The following is a 23245-nucleotide window of genomic DNA, read 5'->3' as shown; positions in this document are numbered from 1 at the left end:
TACTTTCCGAATTTGTTTAAACGGTGATGCTGCCGGTAAACACCAGCTTGGCCGGGCCTATCAGGTAGATGTATTTAAAGGACTCGTTACCGGAGCGTTCAAACGCCACTTTTAACTGGCCACCCAGCACCTTTACCTTCACCGGGCTCTGCAAGCCCTTGATGCCTGCCACCAGTGCGGCCGCCGTAACGCCTGTTCCGCAGGACAGCGTCTCATCTTCCACGCCCCGCTCGTAGGTACGCACGAACACCTCATTCTCCCCTATTCTCTGCACAAAGTTCACGTTCGTGCCTATGGCCTTAAAGCGATCGTTGTAGCGAATGGCGCGGCCTTCCTTATACACATCCAGGCTCTCTACATCGTCTACAAAACGGATGTAGTGCGGCGAACCGGTGTTCAGGTAGAAGTCCTCCCCTATCTGCTCCACGCCTTTCACATCGCTCATCTTCAGGTGGATTTCGTCGCGCTCTATACTTGCCTGGTGCTCGCCGTCAGCAGCCAGAAAGCAGGCCACATCCTCGATCACGCCCAGTTGCCTGGCAAAACGCACCGTGCAGCGCGCGCCGTTTCCGCACATAGAGCCCAGGCGGCCATCGGCGTTGTAGTATACCATCTCAAAGTCATAGTCCGGGTGGTCTTGCAACAGGATGAGCCCGTCGGCGCCAATGCCCATGCGCCGGTCGCAGAGGTGCTTTACCAGCGCTTCGTCCTGTGCCGGGAAGTTCAGCTTCCGGTTGTCGATCATCACGAAGTCGTTGCCGGTGCCCTGGTATTTATAAAAGCTGATTGCCATATAACTGAAACAAATAAAACAGCGGCTGCGTGCCTTTTTAAGGTTAGGCGGATAATGCGTAATTTTACCGCTTACCGGCCTCTGCGCCTGAAATAAACGACAAAGATATGTATTCCTTTTTAACTACAGAAAACTGGCCCGATTACGAGTTAGTGGATTCCGGAAATTTTGAGAAGCTGGAGCGATTTGGACAGTACTATGTGGCGCGCCCTGAGCCTCAGGCCATTTGGGACAAGCACCTGCCGGAGCAGGAGTGGCAGCGCTTGGCCAATGCCGTGTTTACCCGCGACAAAGGCAGCCAGGAAAAAGGCCAGTGGAAGCTGAAGAAGGGAATGCCGGAGCAGTGGTTTATCAACTATCAGTATAACGACCTGAAGCTGCGCTTCCGCCTCGGCCTCTCCTCCTTTAAGCACGTGGGGCTTTTCCCGGAGCAGGACGCGAACTGGAAGTTTATTTACGATACTACCAAAAAGCTGAAAACGCCGCAGCCGAAGGTGCTGAACATGTTTGCCTACACCGGTGCTGCCACTTTAGCCGCCAAAGCCGCCGGAGCCGATGTTACGCACCTCGACTCTATCAAGCAAGTAAACTTCTGGGCCCGCGACAACATGGAGGCCAGCAACCTGGACAACGTGCGCTGGATTGTGGAAGATGCCATGAAGTATGCCCGCCGCGAAGTGAAGCGCGGCAACACCTACAACGGCATCATCCTGGACCCACCCAGCTACGGCCGCGGCCCGAACGGTGAGAAGTGGCAGCTGGAGAACGAGCTGAACGAGATGATCAAACTCTGCCGCGAGATGCTGGATGGCACCGATTATTTCCTGCTCATCAACCTCTACTCCATGGGCTTCTCGGCCATGGTGCTTGACAACCTGATGCGCGATACGTTTGGGGAGATGGTAAAGAACGAGGAACTCGGAGAGTTGTACCTACACGATAGTGGAGAACGCAGGTTGCCGTTGGGGACTTTCTTTAGGTTTACTTCTGTGGGGAGGTAGGAAAGTAAGGTAACTTATCTAATCTAAATCTTAAAGAATGTCTGATTTAACTACTGTAGAAAAACACAAGCTTGAAAAGCTTTTTGGTATGGGTAATGGGTATGTACTTAATTTTTCCGACAGAACCTTTCAAGATTTTATACTAGAAAAAACTGAGCTTGATATTCTATCTGAAAAGTATAAACTACACAGCGGCTCAAAAGCTAATAGATTAAGAAAGTTTTGGGAGATAGAAAACAATACCACTGTAGGCCATTTAACTGCAGCACTAATACAGCACTGGGTAGATAGAAAGATTATTACCGAAGATGAGATTACTGCTCAAGAAAGAGATTTATCAGAAGATTGCCTCCGCATAGTTGCTCGCTTAAGACAAGATTCTCCTGTTGAGCATATTGATGCTATAAAAGCTAATAATGACGATAAAGATTTTGCGCTTCTCGCCAAACTAATAAGAGAAAGTATAGAAAAGGGTGAACCTGAAACAGCCCTTGACAGACTTCACACATTTGTTTTTAAATATGTTAGGGAATTATGTAATAAACATAAGATAGGATTCAATACCTCAGAGTCGCTAAACAGTATCTTCGGAAAGTATGTCAAACATATAGTAGGTCAGAACTTGATTCAATCAACAATGGCTGAAAAAATTCTTAAGTTCTCTATCCAGATTATGGAGGCATTTAATGACGTTCGTAATAATAGAAGCTTTGCTCATGATAACCCAATATTAAACTATCATGAAAGTGTTTTAATATTCAACAATATTTCAAGTTCAATAAAATTTATAGATACAATTGAGAAGCATATAGTTAATCAGCAAGAAGAAGTTTCTCTAGAATGGCAGGAATTCAAAGTTTGAAGTAATTAATTACCTCATCTTGAATTATACTTTAAAAATAAAATCAATCCTTTATGACCAACCGCCTCGCACTAATCGACATGGGCACCAACACCTTTCACCTGCTGGTAACGGAGGTGGATGAACAGGGCCAGCTTACGGAGCTTTACAAGACCAAAGTGCCCGTGCGGCTGGGCCAGGGCGGTATCAGCAACGGAGCTATTACGGCCGAGGCATCAGAGCGTGCCCTGAAAACCCTGCGTGAGTTCCGAAGAATCATTGATGAGTTTGGGGCGAAAACTGTTCGGGCCATGGCCACCAGCATGGTGCGCAACGCCAGCAACGGCGATGATTTTGTGAAGGACATTTTTAAGCAGACCGACATTCAGGTAGAAGTGATAAACGGTGCCCGCGAGGCCGAACTGATCTACTACGGTGTGCGCTTCGCCGGTGTGCTGGACGAGCAGACGGCGATGATCATGGACATTGGTGGCGGCAGCGTGGAGTTCATCATCTGCAACCAAAATGAGATCTTTTGGAAGCAAAGCTTCGAGTTAGGGGCACAGCGCCTCATGGACAAGTTCTTTACCCAGGATCCGATACCAGCCGAAAGTATAGCCGCCGAAAAAACATACCTCGAAGAAAAGCTTCAGCCATTAACCGCCGCCGTGGCCAAGTATAAACCCACTATACTTGTAGGCTCCTCCGGCACCTTCGACACCCTCTGCGACATCAACGCTCTCCGCCACGGCGACACGTCGCGCCAGCAAAGTATACCACCTGCCTCCGCTCTGGCTATAGAAGATTACTACAGCATGCACCAGGATCTGCTCCGCAAGAACCACGACGAGCGATTGGCCATCCCAGTCATGCTGGAAATGCGCGTGGACATGATTGTGCTGGCAAGTATAGCCGTGGATTTTGTGCTACAGCAGTATAAGCTGCAGGAGATCCGGGTTTCCTCGTACGCGCTGAAAGAGGGCGTACTGTATGAGATGCTGCAGGAGCGGAAGTAGATATCTAACCACCCCTGCCCCTCCTTGTCTAAGGAGGGGAGTCTGACACTACCAAGGCAAAAGTATAAGTTTCATTGCAGCTGGTATAGCCCGGACAGGTCACGACCTGTCCCTACAGGTGTAAACCCACCCCTGCCCCTCCCGAGAGGGGATTTTTACCTCTCCCCAAATCTCTCCTAAAAACAGGAGAGTGAGCGCCTGCAGGCGATTATCATCCCCCTGCCCCCTTCAAAGGGGGACTTAGTTCAAGCTCCGTCAGCCGTGGCTATCGAATCTGATCCCAGCCCTTGGGTGGGGGTAGGGGCCCTCGAAAAAGAGCGCCTTGTAGATTTCTGGTTTCGCTTTAGCGAAATTGCGACGCAGGAGCAAAGGAAATGTACACCGCGCGATGCCCTTATCGAGGGCCCCTACCCCCAGGACGAGCCCTCCCGGGCTGAGGGAGCCAAAGCCAGAAATGAAACGAGCAGGTTGTAAGGCCGAGGATCAGCAGTAGTTAGAAAGTATAGCTTGGCTCCAGTTGCAAAAAGCAGTGGCTAAGAAAGACACAAGGCTACTGAAAACTTAACCTTTCGCCAGCCGCTTCCGCTCCTTCTCGTAGGCTTTCTTCAGCTGCTTCAGTGCCCGGTTGTTCTGGCTATACTTTACAGATAATATTTTAGCATCCTGCAGCTGCCCTTGCTGCACATCTTTCAGCGCCAGCTGCTGCCCCAGTTGCTGCTGCACCTTCTTGGTTTTGCCTTTGCGGTAGCCCTTCTCCAGCAGCACCGATAACAGCTGAACAGACACCTGCTCTTCCCCCTCATTCGCATAATGGCCTACCACAGCTGCTGTGAAAGGTAGCTTTGGATGATCTTTGGCGAAGTTGAAGAGGGAGATATGGTCCAGCCCGAACTTATTTACCTGCTGCGCCAGGTAGTATGTTCTTGCTTCCTCATACTTCAGAATTGCCTCGCTATACTTATTCCTGCTGATCAGCCGGCTGGTCTCCTCCAGCTTGCGCTGGTAATTAGCGGCGGCGGCAATGGCAGCTCTGCCGTCTGTTGCCGTAAACGTTGCCACGCCACACTCCGACATGCCCTCAGCTGCTTTGATGGCAGCTTCGTAAGCCTGGTCTGCTGCAATGAACTTCTTCTCCCGCACCAGCGCCTGCGCGTTCTGGAAATGTTTGTCATAAGCAGCCTGTGTGTTCACACACTCCTGGGTAAAGATGCGCTCGCGCAGCAGCCTGTACTTGCTTTGCACCTCCACATCCTGTACCAACGCAAAGCGCTCCTGCATGGCCGTGGCATCGGCGGCGGTCTGGCGGGCGTTGCCCAGCCTGTTCTGCATTGCCTGCTCATAGCCTTCGCTCAGCATGGCCAGCAGCACCGGTTTAGCCGCCCTCTGCGACAGCTGCCGCAGTTCCTGCACTGGCCTGAAAGTATACTGCTGCTCCAGCGCCAGCGCCTCCTCAAACTGCCCCAGCGCCGCGCGGTGGTTCTGCTGCGCCAGGAAGCGCTTGCCCTCATCTATAAAGCCCAGGTAGTACTGAAACTTAACCTGGTTCAGCAAATCATTGGCCTCGGTGGCGTTGTGCAGCACGTAATCATACTCCCGCTGGAAGCCCAATGCCTCCTGCGCCACCCGCTCCGCCTCCTGCAAATCGTGGCGCGACAACAGGCGTGTACCATTCTCCACCATACTTCGGTACACGCCGTTTGCAGCCCGGGCCTCCCCGTCGTTCAGCGCCTGCATGCTGCAGCGCAGCCCGCCAATGGTGCTGAACAGGTCACGCGCTTCGGCGTAAGCCTCCAGGGCATAGCTGTACTCGCCACGGGTGGTAAAGCGGTTCCCCTCAGTGATGTGGGCCGCGTAGATGTCGTGGGCCAGGGCCAGGGCCATTTGCTCGGTTTGTGGGTCCACGCGCATGCGGGTGAGCACATCGCGGGTGCGGTTAGTAGCTTCGTGGATGTAGCCGTTGCGCAGGTCGATGCGGGCCAGCTGTACATGCGCCGGGGCAAAGTTCGGGTTTGCCTCCACCGACTTGGCAAAGTATGTCTGTGCCACCGAGGCATTGCCATTGTTCAGCAGGCTCACGCCCCGGTTGTAGAAATGCTCATGAATGGTGGCCAAGGTATAGTTGATCGCCTTTCGGCGCTCCCCCAGCACCTGCCCGAGCTGCTCCATTTTATATTTCAGGCGTTGCGGATCCTGCTGCTTCAGATTAAGCTTTTCGGTATAATTCTCTTTTTTCAGGTACTCGTACTGCTCCTCCAACTCATGCAGCTTGCGGTCGTGCAGGGGCAGGCGGTCAATGTCGTCCGGCAGTACGAGCGCCACTTCGTTCAGAGCCTGCAGCACTTTGGCATCGGCGGCAAAATAGGCGCGCACCAGGTTCAGTTGCTCCCGCAGCTGCTGCACATCCACGGCAGTGTACTCCACCTGCTCCTCCACTACCTGTAGCTTATAGCCAGGGTTAGCGGCAGTGTCTGGTAGCTGCTCCTCCAGTAGCGTCACCCCGTTAGGCTTCAGCGTTACGGTGCGGTCGTAAACCTGCACTACCTCGTTCTTAGCATTCAGCAGCTGTACCTTTGCTTTATACTTGTCCGGCAGCAAGGCATCCCCTAGGTCAAAGCCTTTGTAGTCGGTGCTGCCGCTTACCTGCACCTTTGCCACCTGCACCTTTAGCTGCAGTTTGTCCCCCGCATCTGCCACCTGTGCCTGCTGCTCAAAGCGGAGCGTAAATTCTGGCGTGCGGGGTGGCCTGCCGCTGCGGGTGGTCACCTGGTGCTCTTTCAGTATGTTGATGATGCTGTTAAGCTGTGCCTGGCTGCTTCCGGAGCCAGAGCCATACTTTAGCAGGTAAGCTTCGGCAGTCTTCTCCTCAAACAGCAGCTTGGTTTGTGCCTCGGCGGCAAAGGCAGCGAGGGCAGTGGCGAAAAGTAGTAGCGCTTTCTTCATAGTACAGGGGCTTAGCTTTCTGAGGCCAAGGCAAAGCTTGTTCCAGTTTTACCGTTTCCTCCCGAAAAGTATAGAAAAAATAAAATATTATGGGTGAACGGGCGGTAAATTAAAGTATCAGCCGTATGTGAGGGATGGCAAACTATAAGCCAAGGCATTGGTTTGATATTTTAGTAATTTGCCACCCTTAACAGTAGACGCTTACATGTACCCATACCGACAACTTTTCAACTTCACGCAGGAGGTGTTCCTGCACATGGGCTGCCCTGCGGACGATGCCCGACTGGCCGCCGAAGTACTGCTTGCCGCCGACCTGCGGGGCGTTGACTCGCATGGCGTGGCCCGCCTGAGCGGCTATGTGCGCCTGTGGGAAGCAGGGCGCATCAACCCTAAACCGAACATCCGCGTGGTGCACGAAACGCCCAGCACCGCCACTGTAGACGGCGACGCCGGGCTTGGCCTGGTCGTGGCGCCGCGTGCCATGGCCATTGCCAGGCAAAAGGCAACGCAGGTGGGCACGGGCTGGGTATCGGTCAAGAACTCGAACCACTTCGGTATTGCCGGTTACCACGCCATGGAGGCGCTGGCCGACGACATGATCGGCATCGCCATGACGAACGCCTCGCCACTGGTGGCCCCTACCTTCTCTACGGACCGCATGCTGGGCACCAACCCAATTGCCGTGGCTGTGCCTGCCAAAGAACAGCCGCCGTTTGTAGCCGACCTGGCCACTGCCGCCGCTGCTAACGGCAAGCTGGAGATTTTGCAGCGCAAGGAGAAGAAGGCGCCAGCCGGCTGGATTCAGACTAAGGAAGGTTATGAGTCCACTAACCCTAATGAGTTGAAGGACGGCGGCGCGCTGCTTCCTCTCGGCTCAGACCGCGACCACGGTAGCCACAAGGGCTATGCGCTTTCGGCTATCGTGGACATTCTATCGGCTGTACTCTCGGGTGCCAACTACGGCCCGTGGGTGCCGCCGTTCGTTGCCTTCCTGCCCGTAGCAAATAACTTGCCCGGCGAAGGAATAGGCCACTTTCTAGGCGCGATGCGTGTGGATGCTTTCCGGCCGGCCGATGAGTTTAAGCGGCACATGGATAATTGGATTGAAACGTTCCGCAAGGCAAACGTGGTAAAAGGCGAGCGCGCCGTACTTATCCCCGGCGACCCGGAGCGTGAGATGGAGGAGATACGCCTGATACAGGGCATTCCGCTGCTGCCACCAGTAGAGCGCGACCTGGAGGCGCTGGGCCAGCGATTTAACATCCAACTATAGTATAGGCAAGTATGGCAAGGGGAGGTACGGCTGCGGCAAGGTTTTTCAGGGGGATTGGCCTCAATTCTGGCAGGCGCAGCATCCTCATGCTGGTCGTATCGTGGACGCTGAACCTTTTCTGGCTTGGCCTGAACTACTTCTGGCGCTTCGCCTCTGTGGAGGTGCTCCTGGCAATTCCGATCCTGCTGCTGCTTTACGCCCTGCTCGCCCTGATCAGCTACATTTACTGGGGTGTGCGGGAGGTGCACGAAGCGGAGGCGCCTTACGCCAATGTGATGGTGGGGGTGATCGTGGCCGTTACGCTGCTATACTTTAATTTTAACCTACTGCAGTTTGTGCTACAGGCCCTGGAGCCATAGCAATAACAACTGTAGCATATGGAAAGGGGCGCTGGCTAAAGTATAGCCAGCGCCCCTTTTCCTACTTATGCCAACCTGCTTGTTTGCTCAGGCTGATGGACACTGCTACTCAATCTTCTTACCGGCCATCGCCTGCTTGATCGAGATTTGCATCACACGCTCGGCAAACGGACTTGTCTGCTCCTCCAGCCTGTCTATGGCGGCATAGATAGCGTCCTTGTCGCCGCCGGCTGCCAACACATCCTTCAGCTTCTGCACGTTTTCGCGGGTCAGGTTTATTTCTTCCGCCGCCAGGTGTTGCCCGTTCTTTTCAACAAAGCGCTCCACCTGGTACAGCATCTGCTCGGCTGTGGTGCGTGCCTCTATCTGCATGCGCGTGGCCACGTCATCCTTGGCATGCATAATGGAGTCCATCAGCATCTGCTCCACCTGCTGGTCGGTGAGGCCATACTGCGGCTTCACCTCCACCTCCTGGCGCACTCCGGAGCGCAACTCAACGGCCTCTACTTTCAGGATACCGTCGGCGTTCAGAATAAAGTTCACGTCCACCTTCGGGAAGCCCGCCGGCATGGCAGGTATGCCTTTCAGGTCGAACTCGGCCAGCTTGCGGTTTTCCTTCACCACATCGCGCTCGCCCTGATACACCGATATCTTCATGTTCACCTGCCCGTCCACAGAGGTCGTGTACTGGCGGCCTGCTTTAGTCGGTATTTTAGAGTTTCTGGGGATGATCGGGTCCATGAGACCTCCCATGGTTTCGATACCCAACGTGAGCGGGGTCACGTCCAGCAACAGGATGTCTTTACGGTTACCCGCCAGGATGTCGGCCTGAATGGCGGCGCCCAAGGCTACTACCTCATCCGGATTCAGCTGATTGTTGGCTGGTTTGCCGAAGAACTCCGATACCGCCTCGTACACCATCGGCACGCGTGTAGAGCCGCCCACCATGATCACGGCATCGATCTGCTCCGGCTGCAGCTTAGCATCAGCCATCGCCTGCTTGCAGCTGTCAACGGTGCGGGCAATGACCGGGGCGATCAGGGCCTCAAACTTATGGCGCTCAATGTGGCAGTCTATGGTGCTGTTGATGGTGCCGGTGTACACTTCCTGCGCGCTTAGTGTTCTCTTCGCTTCTTCTGCTTTCAGGCGCAGTTCCTGCAACAGGTGCTTGTCCTGGTTCACGGTATCGGCAAGCAGCTGGTTCTCCTGAATCCAGTGGTTGATAATGGCTCGGTCAAAGTCATCGCCGCCCAGGTAAGTATCGCCGTTGGTAGAGAGTACCTCAAAAATACCCTGGTGGATGCTCAGGATAGAGATATCAAACGTACCTCCGCCCAGGTCATACACAGCCACCGTTTTCTCCTCGTTCGGGTCTATGCCTATACCGTAAGCCAACGCTGCGGCGGTAGGCTCATTCACGATGCGTAGCACCTCCAGCCCGGCTAGTTTGCCGGCATCGCGGGTAGCCTGGCGCTGTGAGTCGTTGAAGTAGGCCGGCACCGTGATCACGGCGCGGTTCACAGGCGTTTTCAGGGAATGCTCCGCACGCTCGCGCAGTTCCTTCAGTATCTCCGCCGACAGCTCTATCGGAGAGTAGAACTTGTCCTTCACACGGATCTTCACTAGTCCTTCAGAGTCATCGTCAATGATCTTATACCCGAAAAAATCCTTGTGCTCGCCCAGGTCTTTGTACGACTTGCCCAACAGGCGCTTTACAGAGTAAATAGTGTTAGCCGGATCGGTGATCAGGTATTCTTTTGCCTCAGTGCCGACTATCGTTTCGCCTTGCTGCGTGAAATGCACCACCGACGGCACAATGGAGCCGCGGCCCTGGTCGTTTATCGCGATCGGCTTTTTGTCCTCAGGATGGATATAGGCCACCAAGCTGTTGGTCGTTCCTAAATCTATACCTACAATTACCTCTTCCTGCTGAAGAGATCCGGTAGAAAGGTTTATTGCAACTTTTGCCATAGTATCTGTATTTACGTGAGCCCGCCACCAATCGGCGGCGGCGCTATACTACAAAGTTACAAATTATTTGGGGAGGGATTTGTTTTGAGGGGAATGAGGTTAGTGGGGTTTATACTTCTGGATCTCTACAAGCTTCCATTTCCCGTCATAGCTGAAGTGATAGTGTACACGCCAACCATTTTCATTTACAACCAAAGTTCTTTTAGACGAAACTATCTCATTATTCTCCCAGTCATCATAAATAAAGTATCCTGCACCTCCACCCTTTAAAAAATAAGGAACAGCATGCTCATAATAATGGTTGACGGTATCAGTTGTTAGCTCTGACGTAAGATAGAACTCCGGTAACGGCAGGCGCATATGATCCAGTTGGAAGGCAGAATCTGACACAAAGCGAGATATGAATCTTTCAAAGTCTGCCTCTGATCTGCTGTTGCTAATCTCCTCCTGTTCCAGTCTCTTATTCAGTTCTGAAAAATACTGTTGCTGTTTATCATCTGCTATTTCCTGCTGCTTTACGGCAAAGCTGTAGCCAAAAGCAATGGCCATCGCAGGTAGAACAACAAAGGTTAATATTTGCTTTAACCAAGCTATATCCCTGAAATTATTAAAAATTAGTACAGCGAAGTATACTGCTAAAAGATGCAGCGGCGTAAGTATGTAAATATATATTCCGGCTGCAAAGGCGCCACCACCCCTGCCTGCCTCTATATCAAAGAAAGGCTTAAAAAAGTAAAAAGTATAAAGAATATAAACTGCAACATTGCCTAGCACGACGACTTTAGCGGCGTTACTCCTGCTCACTTTTTGTAGTATGAGCCCCCATAGGAACATCATCACAATAGTAAACAGAAACAGGTCCAGTGGCCAAGTCATACGAACGTTCTAAACTCCAGAGCAGCTCTGCCAACTCCTCACTCTAAACTTTTATCTCTTAACTCTATTGCCTACTCCTCCTTCGGCACAATGATGAACACATCCTCGTTCGGGCGTTTCATCAGGTATTTTTCGCGGGCGAATTTTTCAAGCAGTTCCGGGTTGCCCATCAGCTCTCGCCGGTCCTTCTCCACCTCAGCCATTTTCTCCAGGTAGTGCTCCTTGTCGCGCTCCAACTCGCTAAGCTGGTGGCGCATCTGGTATTGCGTTACAAAGTCATTGGAGTCGAAGAAGAGCATCCATACTACAAACAGAAGCGAAACGATAAAGTAGAAGTTTCTGAATATTTTAGGGATGCGCTGTATCATAACCGTAAGCTAAGGTGTGTACACAAAAATAAGGCTGTGAGTGTTATAACCCACAGCCTTACAAAATAAATTTTCTAAAAATAGTATTTTAGAACTTCTTGCCCGGGAAGTAAGCCACCTCGCCCAGTTCCTCCTCAATGCGAAGCAACTGGTTATACTTGGCCATGCGGTCTGAGCGGGAAGCTGAACCTGTCTTGATCTGGCCTGTGTTCAGGGCAACCGCCAGGTCAGCGATGGTGTTATCCTCTGTCTCGCCTGAACGGTGGCTCATCACGCTCTTATAGCCGTGTCGCATGCCCAGGTTAATGGCGTTGATGGTTTCCGTTAGCGTACCGATCTGGTTTACCTTGATCAGGATAGAGTTAGCCACACCCTGGTCTATACCTTGCTGCAGGCGCTCCACGTTCGTTACAAACAGGTCGTCGCCCACCAGCTGGCACTTGCTGCCAACTTTATCGGTCAGCTCTTTCCAGCCTTTCCAGTCGTCCTCGGCCATACCATCCTCAATCGAGATAATCGGGTATTTGTTCACCCACTCGGCCCAATAGCTCACCATGTCAGAAGAAGAGAGCTTGTCGCCTGTCGACTTCTTGAAGTGGTACATACCGGAAGAGGCATCGTAGAACTCAGAGCTGGCAGCATCCATGGCGATCATGAAATCGTCTCCTGGCTGATAACCGGCCGCTTCAATGGCCTGCAACACCACCTCAATGGCTTCTACGTTGGAAGCAATGTTCGGTGCAAAACCGCCTTCATCACCCACGTTTGTCGATAGGCCTTTCTTCTTCAGCACGTTCTTCAGGTGATGGAACACCTCCGACCCCATACGAAGCGCCTCAGAGAAAGAAGGAGCTCCCACTGGCATGATCATGAACTCCTGAAAGTCGATGGCATTATCTGCGTGGCTACCGCCGTTCAGGATATTCATCATTGGCACAGGCAGCGTGTTAGCGTTTACACCGCCCACATAGCGGTAAAGCGGCAGGTTCAGTTCTTGTGCGGCGGCACGCGCAATGGCCAACGAAACGCCAAGTATGGCATTGGCACCCAGGTTGCCCTTGTTAGGTGTGCCGTCCAGCTCGATCATAATCTTATCAAGCAGGTTCTGATCAAACACCGGGAAACCAACCAGTTCCTCCGCTATTTTTTCGTTCACGTTCTTAACGGCCTGCAGGACACCTTTGCCCATGTACATGCCTTTGTCGTTGTCACGAAGCTCTACAGCCTCATGCACACCTGTAGAGGCGCCAGAAGGCACAGCAGCGCGGCCCATGATACCTGTTTCAGTCATTACATCTACCTCAACGGTGGGGTTGCCACGCGAGTCGAAGATCTGTCTGGCCTTAATGTCAGTGATTAAGCTCATTCTTTCTGTTTTTACGATAGTTATACTTTGTTTTTACTTTTCTCGAGCAGGGCCACAAACTCATCAAACAAATAGGTTGAGTCATGCGGTCCTGGTGATGATTCAGGGTGATATTGCACGGAGAAAGCAGGCTTGGTTCTCATGCGCATGCCTTCCACGGTGTTGTCGTTAAGGTTGATATGCGTGATCTCCACCTCCGGGTGGCTCTTCAACTGCTCCATGTCTACGACAAAGCCATGGTTTTGGCTCGTTATCTCGCTTCTCCCCGTCAGCAGGTTCTTCACCGGGTGGTTCAGCCCCCTATGGCCATTGTGCATTTTATACGTCGCAATCCCGTTTGCCTGCGCGAGGATTTGATGGCCCATGCAGATGCCAAACATTGGCTTCTCCATCTCCAGTATCTGCTTCACGCTGTTTACCGCATCACGTGTCGCAGCGGGGTCACCAGGTCCATTCGAGATAAAGTAGCCGTCCGGGTTCCACTTCTCCATCTCCTCAAAAGGAGTGTTGTATGGATACACCTTCACCTCACAGCCGCGCTGCATGAAGTTATTCAGGCTGTTGCGCTTCACACCCAGGTCAAGCACAGCAACCTTAAACTTCACCTCATCTGGCACCAGGTGGTACATCTCCGGTGTGCTTACCTGTGAGGAAAGCTCCAGGCCCGCCATAGACGGCACCTCTGACAGCCTCTTACGCAGCTCTTCCACATCCATTATCTCTGAAGACACGATGGCATTCATCGCTCCTTTGTCCCTGATGTGGCGCACTAACGAGCGTGTATCAATCTCACAGATACCTACCACGCCAGCTTTTTCAAAATAATCCTGCAGGGAGCCCTCTGCTGTCTTTCTGGAGAAGTGGTGCGAAAAGTCTTTGCAAACAAGACCGTTTATCTGCACTCTGTCTGATTCCACCTCTTCATGCTGAACGCCATAGTTACCCACATGCGATACCGTGTTAACTACAATCTGCCCGAAATAGGATGGATCTGTAAAAATTTCCTGGTAACCGGTCATTCCTGTATTGAAGCAAAGCTCACCACCGGATGTGCCGATGCGCCCTAAGCTTTTGCCTCTGTACACGGTTCCATCTTCAAGTAATAGGATTGCCTCTGAGGAAGTGTGTTTTTTCATTGGTAAAGATTTATTACAAACATAAAAAAAGGGACACGACTAACGTCATGTCCCTTTAAAATATTTACAAACAGAGCTCCTTAAGCATCTTTTGCTTCTTCGTTAGCACCGTTAGACTCAGCAGCAGGAGCATCAGTTGCCTCTGGGGCTTTCGCCTCAGTAGCAGCACCTTCTGCCTTCTTCTTACCGCCGCGGCGACGCGTCTTCTTAGCACCAGCACCTGCAGTACCAGTTGTAGCCAGCATATCTTCGTTGTAGTCTACAAGCTCGATCACACACATCTCTGCGTTGTCACCCAGTCTGTAGCCTGTCTTCAGGATACGCGTGTAACCACCTGGTCTGTTAGCGATTTTAACAGATACCTCATCAAACAGCTCCTTGATAGACTCTTTATTCTGAAGGTAGGCAAAAACCGTTCTTCTAGAGTGCGTCGTGTCACTCTTTGATTTTGTAAGCAGAGGCTCCACGTATTTACGAAGTGCTTTAGCTTTGGCTACTGTAGTAGAAACGCGCTTGTGCAGGATAAGGGATGATGCCAGGTTTGACAACATTGCCTTACGGTGTGAAGCAGTTCTTCCTAAGTGATTAATTTTTTTACCGTGTCTCATTATTTTGAATTGTGCACGTGCATACCGTCGATCAACCTAAGCGGGATCGGGAATTATGCCGTAGGATTAAATTTTACTCTTCCTCTAATTTATACTTAGAAAGATCCATACCGAAAGTAAGACCTTTCTCCTGAACCAGGTTCTCCAGCTCTGTCAACGACTTCTTACCGAAGTTTCTGAACTTCATCATGTCCGCGATATCTAGCTGCACCAGGTCGCCAAGTGTTTTGATGTCGGCAGCCTTTAAGCAGTTGTAGGCACGAACAGAAAGGTCCATATCCTGGAGTGGAGTCTTCAGAACCTTGCGCATGTGCAGCAGTTCTTCGTCAACAGCCTCCTCTTCTTCAGGCTTAGCCGTCTCAAAGGTCATGGTGTTGTCAGAGAACAGCATGAAGTGCTGAATCAGGATGTTCGCAGCCCCCTTCAAGGCATCTTCAGGGTGGATAGAGCCATCTGTCTGTATGTCAAGAACTAGTTTCTCGTAGTCAGTCTTTTGCTCCACACGAGTGTTCTCAACACTGTACTTCACGTTCTTGATAGGCGTGTAGATGGCGTCAATGAAAATCTGACCGAATACCTGATCAAGCGGTTTGTTCTCTTCAGCAGGCACGTAACCGCGTCCTTTCTGAATCGTCAGCTCAATCTCGAAGTTCACGCTTGGATCCAGGTGGCAGATAACCAACTCTGGGTTTAGCACTTCGAAGCTGGCGGTATGCTTGTTGATATCGCCAGCCTTAAAAGTATCTTGTCCACTGAAAGAAACAGTGATCTTCTCATCAACAACTTCGCTTATCTTCTTAAGGCGAACCATCTTCAGGTTAAGGATAATGTCAGACACATCCTCAACCACCCCTTCAACAGCAGAAAACTCATGCAGTACACCACCAATGCGAATGCTCGTAATGGCATATCCTTCCAAAGAAGAAAGAAGGATTCTTCGCAGCGCATTACCGATGGTTACCCCGTAACCTTTTTCAAGCGGCTTGAATTCAAATAAACCATGAAAGTCGTCGGCTTTTTCCATTACAACTTTCTCTGGCATTTGAAATGCTAATATTGACATACTTGCAGTGTTAAAGGTTATAAATTGATTAAGCTGCTTACTTAGAGTATAGCTCGACGATGAGCTGCTCCTGAATCTTCTCAGGAATCTGGTCTCTCTGTGGAGTAGCCACAAATTTACCAGCCATCGCGTTGCCATCCCACTCTAACCAGCCAAACTGACGAGCATTGCGCACCGTTAAGCTAGTTGTGATCGCCTCAAGGGACTTAGACTTCTCACGTACAGCCACAACATCACCTACTTTCAGAGAGTAAGAAGGGATATTTACAATTTCACCATTAACCAACACGTGCTTGTGCAATACAAGCTGGCGTGCAGCTCTTCTGGTTGGGGCAATACCCAAACGGTAAACAGTGTTGTCTAATCTAGACTCGAGCAGGGCAAGCAGGTTCTCACCTGTGATGCCGCCTTTTCTGTGCGCTTTGTCGAACAGGTTAGCGAACTGCTTCTCTAGAACACCATAAATATATTTAGCTTTCTGCTTTTCAGCCAGCTGAATTGCATATTCAGACTGCTTCTTGCGGCGACCACGGCCATGCTGCCCCGGAGGGTAGCTCTTCTTCTTCAGCGCTTTGCTTGGGCCAAAAATCTCCTCATTGAAACGTCTTGAGATTTTACTCTTAGGACCTGTATATCTAGCCATTTCTTAAATTGTCAATTTTAAAATTAAACTCTTCTGCGTTTTGGAGGGCGGCAACCGTTGTGCGGTAGTGGCGTAACATCCTTAATGGTCGTTACCTCGATACCTGTGTTCTGCACTGTACGGATAGCAGACTCTCTACCTGCACCTGGACCTTTAACAAAAACTTCTGCCTTACGCATTCCCAGGTCGTAAGCAACCTTCGCGCAGTCAGCAGCGGCCATTTGTGCAGCATAAGGAGTGTTCTTCTTAGAACCCTTAAAGCCCATTTTACCAGCAGAAGCCCAAGAAATAACTTGTCCTGCGTTATTGGTTACTGATATAATAATGTTGTTGAAAGAAGCTTTGATGTGTACTTGGCCAGTAGGTTCAACAACTACAACACGCTTTTTAGCTTTATCTTTTCTTTTCTGAGCCATGATCTAGTGATTATTTAGATGCTTTCTTCTTGTTAGCTACTGTCTTACGCTTACCTTTTCTCGTGCGAGAGTTGTTTTTAGTTCTTTGACCACGCACTGGCAATCCTTTACGGTGTCTCAAACCACGGTAGCAACCAATGTCAAGAAGACGCTTAATGTGCAGTTGAACTTCAGATCTTAATACACCCTCAGTCTTGATGTCTGCAGCAATAATATTTCTAATCTCACCGGCCTCGTCCTCAGTCCAGTCTTTTACCTTTTTGTCAAGATCCACCCCGGCTTTGCTTAGGATTTGCTTAGAAAGGCTACGACCAATACCAAAAATGTAGGTCAGTGCGATTTCACCTCTCTTGTTGTCCGGAATATCTACTCCTGCTATTCTAGCCATAAAAATAAATTAACCTTGTCTTTGTTTATATCTTGGATTCTTCTTGTTGATGACATAAAGCTTCCCCTTACGGCGGATAACTTTACATTCAGCACTTCTCTTTTTTACTGATGCTTTAACTTTCATTGGATTTATTTATATCGGTAAACAATTCTGCCTTTAGTAAGATCGTAGGGAGACATCTCCAACTTTACTCTGTCACCTGGGAGGATTTTGATATAGTTCATGCGCATTTTACCAGATATGTGAGCAACAACCTGGTGACCATTTTCAAGCTCAACCCGAAACATGGCATTTGATAAAGCTTCTACGATTGTACCGTCTTGCTCAATGGATGACTGTTTTGCCATTTATGCTTTTTTAGCTTGTTCTATATAATCAAACGTTGTTAATATCTCCGCTTTATCTTTTCGAACCACCACTGTGTGCTCGAAATGGGCAGAAGGCTTGTTATCTTTAGTTCTAATGGTCCACCCGTCATCCTCCTGCACAATATGTCTTGCACCTAGGTTAACCATCGGCTCAACCGCAATAACCAGTCCCTCCTGTAGCTTTACCCCCTGTCCTCGCTTACCGTAATTTGGCACCTCGGGAGACTCATGTAAGTTTCTTCCGATGCCATGCCCTACTAGCTCCCGTACAATGGAGAAGCCGTTCTTCTCAGCGTGCTCCTGGATAGAAAAGCTGAGGTCTCCAAGCCGCTGCCCTACTGTAGCTTTCTCTAAGCCTTTGAACAAGGACTCTTTCGTTACATCAAGGAGCTTTTGCACTTCAGGCGCAACTGCACCTACAGCATGTGTATAAGCACAGTCACTGTGGAAGCCGTTTTTATAAACTCCACAATCAACAGAAATAATATCGCCTTCGTTCAAAGTATAGCTACTCGGCATGCCGTGCACTACCACAGAATTAACTGATATGCACAAACTATAAGGAAACCCGTTATAGTTTTTAAAGGACGGCTTGCCTCCGTTATCAAGAATAAACTCTTCAGCTATTTTATCTAGTTGAAGAGTGCTTATACCAGGCTTGATTACACGAGCAATTTCGCCATGTGCTTTGCTTAATATCAAAGCACTTTGGCGAATCAGCTCAATATCTTCTTCCGTTTTGTAAATAATCATCGATTAGGATACCATGGCAATGTTCTCAGTTCTGCCGCGTAGCTTTCCTGACTTCATCATACCATCATAGTGACGCATAAGAAGGTAGCTCTCAACTTGCTTCAGCGTGTCAAGCACAACCCCAACCATGATCAGCAAAGAGGTTCCGCCGAAGAATTGGGAGAATTCCCTGGTAACACCAAATAGCATGGCCAAAGCAGGGGCTATAGCTACCAGCGCCAGATAGATTGCGCCTGGTAATGTTATTTTAGTTAAGATAGCGTCAATGTACTCTGACGTAGCTCGGCCTGGTTTTACTCCAGGTATAAATCCACCACTACGCTTCAGATCATCCGCAATCTGGTTTGGGTTTACACTGATGGCAGTGTAAAAATAAGTAAACACTAGTATCAACAGGCCAAACACCACATTATACTGCCATGAGGTGAAGTCGGAGAACGTAGCTCCGATGTAATTGGCTGTTTCATTTGATTCCGCCCAGATCGAAGCGATCATGGATGGCAGAAACATAAGTGACTGTGCAAAGATAATTGGCATCACACCGGCAGCATTCACCTTCAAAGGTATAAACTGGCGCTGACCGCTGTACAGAGAGCTAGCTCCAACCTGCTTCGCGTACTGTACAGGTATTCTCCTAACAGCTTGCGTAAGCATCACAACAGACATAACAACCAGGAACAGCACGATAAGCTCAAAGATGAACAAAAGAGCTCCATCCAACTGCTTCGAAGTAGCTTCGAAAAGTATAGCGCCAGGAAATCTGCTGATAATACCGATCATGATCAGCATAGAGATACCGTTACCGATACCTTTATCTGTGATTTTCTCACCTAGCCACATACAGAAGATGGTGCCGGAGGTAAGAACGATCATGGAAGTAATAGTGAACAAGGTCGGATTGATCGCTATCGCTTCAGCATTAATAGTTGCAACGAAGCCTACAGCTTGTGCAAGGGTGATCACGATTGTCAGAACGCGAGTGATCTGGTTGATTTTCTTTCGACCAGATTCACCCTCTTTCTGCATCTTTTGGAAATATGGAACAGCTATGGTAAGCAGTTGCAGTACGATAGAAGCGGAGATATACGGCATGATACCTAACGCAAAGATGGAAGCATTGCTAAATGCACCACCTAAAAAGGTATCTAACAAACCGAAGATGCCGGATGTGTTAGCCTGTAGCTGATTAGGATCAACGCCGGGTAAAACAACATAAGAACCAAGTCTGAAAATAGCTATAAAAAACAGGGTATTAAGTATTCTTACCCTAAGGTCTTCGATAGCAAAAATGTTCTTTAACGTTGTTATAAACTTCTTCATACCTCCTACTGATTAAAGAGCAACTGTTTTACCGCCTGCTTTTTCTATTGATGATGTTGCAGTTCCAGAGAAAGCATGAGCATGAACCTCAACTGCTTTATTCAACTCTCCTCTGCCCAGAACTTTAACCTTGTCGTTCTTCTGAACAAGACCATGGGCTTTGAAGAAGTCAAAGTTGATAACGGTTTCGTTCGTTGACTCGGCCAGCGCCTGAATAACATCTAAGTTGATAGCCTTATATTCAACACGGTTGATGTTCTTAAAGCCATACTTAGGCACGCGTCTCTGCAGTGGCATCTGGCCACCTTCGAAACCGGCCTTCTGTGAATATCCAGAGCGAGACTTGGCACCTTTGTGGCCACGTGTAGAAGTACCACCTCTACCTGAACCAGCACCTCTACCAATCCTCTTTCTGTCTTTTACAGAACCTTCTGCAGGTTTTAAAGAATGTAAGTACATGATTATTGTTCTTTTACTTCTACCAAATTGTGGACTTTCTTTACCATACCAGCAATCTGAGGAGTATACTCAACAGATACTGATTTGCTTATCTTGCCAAGGCCAAGCGCTTTGATAGTCAGCTTTTGGCTCTTTGGTCTGTCGATAATGCTCTTAACTTGAGTGATTGTTACTTTAGCCATTTCAATTATCCGTTGAATACTTTCTGTAAATTAACACCACGCTGCTGAGCTACGGCCAAAGGATCACGCATTTTAGAAAGGGCGTCAAAAGTAGCCTTCACCACGTTGTGTGGGTTAGAAGATCCTTTAGACTTGCAAAGTACGTCTTTGATACCGGCACTTTCCAGTACGGCACGCATCGCACCACCAGCAATTACACCGGTACCTGGAGCGGCTGGCTTAACCAACACGAAACCACCAGAGTATTTTCCTTCAATTGCGTGAGGAACAGTGTTATGGTACACAGGCACCTTTACCAGGTTCTTCTTCGCATCATCAATGCCTTTGGCAATTGCGTCAGTCACCTCGTTGGCTTTACCAAGTCCGTAACCAACTACACCATTACCGTCTCCAACTACCACGATAGCAGCGAAGCTGAATCTTCTACCACCTTTTACAACCTTGGCTACACGGTTAATGGCTACTACTCTCTCCTTTAGTTCGATTTCGCTCGCCTTTACGCTACGTATATTATTCTTCAACATATTATTTAGAATTTAAGGCCAGCTTCACGAGCGCCTTCTGCCAATGATTTTACTTTACCGTGATATAGGTAACCGTTACGGTCGAACACCACCTGCGAAATACCTTTTGCAAGGGCCAGCTCAGCGATTGCCGTTCCAACTTTACCTGCGGTCTCAGTGTTAGCTTTAGCATCATCAAGTTTAACTGAAGAGGCTGCCGCTAGTGTCACACCAGTAGTATCATCAACCAACTGTGCGTAGATAGCTTTGTTGCTACGGAACACAGTAAGTCTTGGCCTCTCAGCGGTACCAGAAATCCTGTTTCTGATACCTTTTTTAATTCTTAGTCTTCTGCTTATTTTATTAGTAGACATGATGACGATTATTTAGAAGCTGTCTTACCAGCTTTTCTTCTAATAACTTCTCCTACGAAGCGGATACCCTTACCTTTGTAAGGCTCAACTTTACGCAGTGATCTGATTTTAGCAGCAACCTGTCCGATCAGCTGCTTGTCATTGCTCTCCAACGTTACCACTGGGTTCTTACCTTTTTCAGTAACAGCTGTCGCGATTACCTCATCAGGAAGAGCCAGGTAGATGTTGTGTGAGTAACCAAGAGACATCTCCAGAACTTTACCCTGCACTGCGGCTTTGTAACCTACACCAACAAACTCAAGTTGTTCTTTGTAGCCTTCGCTTACGCCAACAACCATGTTGTTTATAAGAGCTCTGTAAAGACCATGCATTGCCTTATGGCGCTTCTGCTCAGTAGGACGCTCTACAATAACAGTATTTTCGTCCTGCTTTACAATCATGTCTTTATCAATAACAGTAGAAAGTTCACCTTTAGGTCCTTTTACTGTTACTACATTGTTATCACCGATGGTAACTTGCGTGTTGTTAGGCAGGGTGATTGGCAATTTTCCTATACGTGACATTGTCTATCCTCCTATTAATATACATAACATAACACCTCGCCACCTACATTGAGTGACTTAGCCTCTTTCTCTGTCATTACACCCTTCGATGTAGACAAAATGGCTACACCAAGGCCGTTCAATACTCTTGGCAAGGTATCCATGCCGGCGTATTTACGAAGCCCTGGCTTGCTTACCCTCTCCAGTTTCACAATAGCAGACTGCTTAGTGTTAGGGTTGTACTTCAGAGCTATCTTAATCGTGCCTTGTACGCTAGAGTCATCAAATTTATAACTTTGAATATACCCTTTGTCGTACAATACTTTTGTGATCTCTTTCTTTATCTTGCTAGATGGTATCTCAACTATTCTGTGGTTAGCCTTAATGGCGTTACGCACTCTAGTTAAATAATCTGCTATTGGATCTGTGTTCATTATGAATGAATGTAATAATGAATGCTTTATCTAAGCGAGGGGCAAAGATAGTAATATCTTTTTAAGATTCTTAGTGAGAATCTTAAAAAATTACCAGCTCGCTTTTGTAACACCAGGAATTTTACCCATAACCGCCAGCTCTCTGAAAACCACGCGAGAAATACCGAACTTTCTCATGTATCCTCTTGGTCTTCCTGACAGTTTGCAACGGTTATGCAGTCTTACAGGAGATGCGTTACGCGGCAGCTTATCAAGCGCCTCGTAATCACCTTTGGCCTTTAGTTCAGCTCTTTTTGCAGCATATTTTGCTACAAGCTTTTCTCTTTTAAGCTCTCTGGCTTTTACTGATTCTCTTGCCATGGTTATTTCTTGATATTAGCGAATGGCATACCGAACGCTCTCAGCAGTTCGTAGCTCTCTTCGTCAGTTTTAGCGGTTGTAACAAAAGTGATGTCCATGCCAGAAATTGCCTTGATCTTGTCAATGCTGATCTCAGGGAAAATGATTTGCTCCTTAACACCCAGGGTATAGTTGCCACGGCCATCAAAGCCTTTGTCATTTACACCTCTGAAGTCACGAACACGTGGCAAAGCCACTGTCAGAAGACGGTCCAGGAACTCATACATTCTCTCACCACGCAAGGTAACACGAGCACCGATTGGCATCCCTTCGCGAAGCTTGAAGTTAGAAACAGACTTCTTCGCAATGGTAGGAACAGCTTTCTGGCCAGTGATGATCGAAAGTTCATCTACGCCGATATCTACCAACTTCTTGTCGGCAACGGCAGCACCGATACCTTTGTTGATAGAGATCTTTGTGATCTTTGGCACCTGCATGATGTTCTTATACTGGAACTTCTCTTTCAAGGCAGGTACTACCTCGTTCTGATATTTCTCTTTTAATCTTGCAGTTGCCATCTTAGATTACCTCTCCTGTCTTTTTAGAATAACGCTCTGTCTTACCTTCGCTGTTCTTTCTGCTAGCAGCCTTGGTAGTTTCACCAGTCTTTGGATCCACCAACGCCACGTTGCTAGCGTGAATAGGAGCTTCTACCTTCTTGATGCCCCCCTGTGGGTTCTGGGCACTAGGCTTCTGATGCTTCGTCACCAGATTCAGGCCTTCAATAGTAACTCTTTGTTTTTCTGTATTTACAGCGATAATGCGGCCAGTTTTGCCGCGCTCGTCACCGGCTAGTACTTTAACTGTATCGCCAGTCTTTACATGAAGTTTTTTCTTATTCATTTTAATC

The 23245-nt window shown here is 48.9% G+C and carries 30 protein-coding genes; 5 read left to right on the top strand and 25 right to left on the bottom strand.

Annotated elements, in window-relative coordinates; all coding sequences use genetic code 11:
* Positions 1-16: 16 nt before the first annotated feature.
* Positions 17-793, bottom strand: coding sequence for a diaminopimelate epimerase (dapF, locus tag PXG97_RS10925; RefSeq protein WP_276497783.1), 777 nt, complete (start codon positions 791-793; stop codon positions 17-19).
* A gap of 107 nt (positions 794-900) precedes the next feature.
* Here dapF and PXG97_RS10920 point away from each other — a divergent pair, with 107 nt between their 5' ends.
* From PXG97_RS10920 to PXG97_RS10910, 3 genes are read left to right on the top strand one after another with little or no spacing between them, the layout of a single operon-like run.
* Entirely contained in the window at positions 901-1794 is an 894-nt protein-coding gene (locus PXG97_RS10920; protein ID WP_276497782.1) for a class I SAM-dependent methyltransferase, read from the top strand.
* 37 nt (positions 1795-1831) lie between these two features.
* The gene (locus PXG97_RS10915) at positions 1832-2656 is read left to right on the top strand and encodes an abortive infection family protein (protein ID WP_276497781.1); all 825 of its coding nucleotides are present in this window, start codon (positions 1832-1834) and stop codon (positions 2654-2656) included.
* A gap of 53 nt (positions 2657-2709) precedes the next feature.
* Positions 2710-3651 carry a Ppx/GppA phosphatase family protein gene (locus PXG97_RS10910; protein WP_276497780.1) on the top strand — a complete coding sequence of 314 codons (942 nt, stop codon included), beginning with the start codon at positions 2710-2712 and terminating at the stop codon, positions 3649-3651.
* A gap of 561 nt (positions 3652-4212) precedes the next feature.
* On the opposite strand, the gene PXG97_RS10905 is transcribed toward PXG97_RS10910, so the two are convergent.
* The gene (locus tag PXG97_RS10905; RefSeq protein WP_276497779.1) at positions 4213-6591 is read right to left on the bottom strand and encodes a tetratricopeptide repeat protein; all 2379 of its coding nucleotides are present in this window, start codon (positions 6589-6591) and stop codon (positions 4213-4215) included.
* Between the two features lie 205 nt (positions 6592-6796).
* On the opposite strand from PXG97_RS10905, the gene PXG97_RS10900 reads away from it, so the two are divergent.
* Positions 6797-7864 (top strand): Ldh family oxidoreductase, encoded by a 1068-nt coding sequence (locus PXG97_RS10900; protein WP_276497778.1) that lies wholly within the window; start codon positions 6797-6799, stop codon positions 7862-7864.
* An 11-nt stretch (positions 7865-7875) separates the two neighbouring features.
* Positions 7876-8223 carry a hypothetical protein gene (locus PXG97_RS10895; protein ID WP_276497777.1) on the top strand — a complete coding sequence of 116 codons (348 nt, stop codon included), beginning with the start codon at positions 7876-7878 and terminating at the stop codon, positions 8221-8223.
* Between the two features lie 105 nt (positions 8224-8328).
* Here the strand turns inward: PXG97_RS10895 and dnaK are convergent, their stop codons facing one another.
* From dnaK to rplX, 23 genes are all read right to left on the bottom strand, one after another.
* Complete coding sequence (gene dnaK, locus PXG97_RS10890) at positions 8329-10194, bottom strand: molecular chaperone DnaK (RefSeq protein ID WP_276497776.1); 1866 nt, start codon at positions 10192-10194, stop codon at positions 8329-8331.
* 99 nt (positions 10195-10293) lie between these two features.
* Positions 10294-11070 (bottom strand): hypothetical protein, encoded by a 777-nt coding sequence (locus tag PXG97_RS10885; protein ID WP_276497775.1) that lies wholly within the window; start codon positions 11068-11070, stop codon positions 10294-10296.
* A 71-nt stretch (positions 11071-11141) separates the two neighbouring features.
* Positions 11142-11438, bottom strand: coding sequence for an FtsB family cell division protein (locus tag PXG97_RS10880; protein WP_276497774.1), 297 nt, complete (start codon positions 11436-11438; stop codon positions 11142-11144).
* Between the two features lie 88 nt (positions 11439-11526).
* Complete coding sequence (gene eno, locus PXG97_RS10875; protein WP_276497773.1) at positions 11527-12804, bottom strand: phosphopyruvate hydratase; 1278 nt, start codon at positions 12802-12804, stop codon at positions 11527-11529.
* A gap of 20 nt (positions 12805-12824) precedes the next feature.
* On the bottom strand, positions 12825-13940 hold the full coding sequence (gene carA, locus PXG97_RS10870; protein ID WP_276497772.1) for a glutamine-hydrolyzing carbamoyl-phosphate synthase small subunit: 1116 nt from the start codon (positions 13938-13940) through the stop codon (positions 12825-12827).
* Between the two features lie 80 nt (positions 13941-14020).
* Positions 14021-14548: a 50S ribosomal protein L17 gene (rplQ, locus tag PXG97_RS10865; protein ID WP_276497771.1), complete on the bottom strand. Its 528-nt coding sequence runs from the start codon at positions 14546-14548 to the stop codon at positions 14021-14023.
* Positions 14549-14621: 73 nt separating this feature from the next.
* The gene (locus tag PXG97_RS10860) at positions 14622-15611 is read right to left on the bottom strand and encodes a DNA-directed RNA polymerase subunit alpha (protein WP_276497770.1); all 990 of its coding nucleotides are present in this window, start codon (positions 15609-15611) and stop codon (positions 14622-14624) included.
* Positions 15612-15648: 37 nt separating this feature from the next.
* A complete protein-coding gene (gene rpsD / locus PXG97_RS10855; protein ID WP_276497769.1) occupies positions 15649-16254 on the bottom strand; it encodes a 30S ribosomal protein S4 in 606 nt (201 codons plus the stop codon).
* A gap of 23 nt (positions 16255-16277) precedes the next feature.
* On the bottom strand, positions 16278-16670 hold the full coding sequence (gene rpsK / locus PXG97_RS10850; RefSeq protein ID WP_046310192.1) for a 30S ribosomal protein S11: 393 nt from the start codon (positions 16668-16670) through the stop codon (positions 16278-16280).
* A gap of 10 nt (positions 16671-16680) precedes the next feature.
* Positions 16681-17058 carry a 30S ribosomal protein S13 gene (rpsM, locus tag PXG97_RS10845; protein ID WP_276497768.1) on the bottom strand — a complete coding sequence of 126 codons (378 nt, stop codon included), beginning with the start codon at positions 17056-17058 and terminating at the stop codon, positions 16681-16683.
* Positions 17059-17067: 9 nt separating this feature from the next.
* Entirely contained in the window at positions 17068-17184 is a 117-nt protein-coding gene (gene rpmJ / locus PXG97_RS10840; RefSeq protein WP_007654264.1) for a 50S ribosomal protein L36, read from the bottom strand.
* A 5-nt stretch (positions 17185-17189) separates the two neighbouring features.
* A complete protein-coding gene (gene infA / locus PXG97_RS10835; RefSeq protein WP_025609076.1) occupies positions 17190-17408 on the bottom strand; it encodes a translation initiation factor IF-1 in 219 nt (72 codons plus the stop codon).
* Entirely contained in the window at positions 17409-18182 is a 774-nt protein-coding gene (map, locus tag PXG97_RS10830) for a type I methionyl aminopeptidase (protein ID WP_276497767.1), read from the bottom strand.
* A gap of 3 nt (positions 18183-18185) precedes the next feature.
* Positions 18186-19502, bottom strand: coding sequence for a preprotein translocase subunit SecY (gene secY, locus PXG97_RS10825; RefSeq protein WP_276497766.1), 1317 nt, complete (start codon positions 19500-19502; stop codon positions 18186-18188).
* Positions 19503-19514: 12 nt separating this feature from the next.
* Positions 19515-19961, bottom strand: coding sequence for a 50S ribosomal protein L15 (gene rplO, locus PXG97_RS10820; RefSeq protein ID WP_276497765.1), 447 nt, complete (start codon positions 19959-19961; stop codon positions 19515-19517).
* A 2-nt stretch (positions 19962-19963) separates the two neighbouring features.
* Entirely contained in the window at positions 19964-20143 is a 180-nt protein-coding gene (rpmD, locus tag PXG97_RS10815; protein WP_276497764.1) for a 50S ribosomal protein L30, read from the bottom strand.
* Between the two features lie 5 nt (positions 20144-20148).
* Positions 20149-20667: a 30S ribosomal protein S5 gene (gene rpsE / locus PXG97_RS10810; protein ID WP_046310186.1), complete on the bottom strand. Its 519-nt coding sequence runs from the start codon at positions 20665-20667 to the stop codon at positions 20149-20151.
* A gap of 5 nt (positions 20668-20672) precedes the next feature.
* Positions 20673-21020 (bottom strand): 50S ribosomal protein L18, encoded by a 348-nt coding sequence (rplR, locus tag PXG97_RS10805; protein WP_276497763.1) that lies wholly within the window; start codon positions 21018-21020, stop codon positions 20673-20675.
* 8 nt (positions 21021-21028) lie between these two features.
* Positions 21029-21583 (bottom strand): 50S ribosomal protein L6, encoded by a 555-nt coding sequence (gene rplF / locus PXG97_RS10800; RefSeq protein WP_276497762.1) that lies wholly within the window; start codon positions 21581-21583, stop codon positions 21029-21031.
* A gap of 14 nt (positions 21584-21597) precedes the next feature.
* On the bottom strand, positions 21598-21996 hold the full coding sequence (gene rpsH / locus PXG97_RS10795) for a 30S ribosomal protein S8 (protein ID WP_276497761.1): 399 nt from the start codon (positions 21994-21996) through the stop codon (positions 21598-21600).
* A 90-nt stretch (positions 21997-22086) separates the two neighbouring features.
* Positions 22087-22356: a 30S ribosomal protein S14 gene (gene rpsN, locus PXG97_RS10790; protein ID WP_140620840.1), complete on the bottom strand. Its 270-nt coding sequence runs from the start codon at positions 22354-22356 to the stop codon at positions 22087-22089.
* A gap of 2 nt (positions 22357-22358) precedes the next feature.
* Positions 22359-22913, bottom strand: coding sequence for a 50S ribosomal protein L5 (rplE, locus tag PXG97_RS10785; protein ID WP_276497760.1), 555 nt, complete (start codon positions 22911-22913; stop codon positions 22359-22361).
* Between the two features lies 1 nt (position 22914).
* On the bottom strand, positions 22915-23238 hold the full coding sequence (rplX, locus tag PXG97_RS10780; protein WP_276497759.1) for a 50S ribosomal protein L24: 324 nt from the start codon (positions 23236-23238) through the stop codon (positions 22915-22917).
* Positions 23239-23245 lie beyond the last annotated feature (7 nt).

The organism is Pontibacter litorisediminis (assembly GCF_029360645.1).
GTDB lineage: Bacteria > Bacteroidota > Bacteroidia > Cytophagales > Hymenobacteraceae > Pontibacter > Pontibacter litorisediminis.
This window is presented reverse-complemented; position numbering and strand designations above follow the sequence as displayed.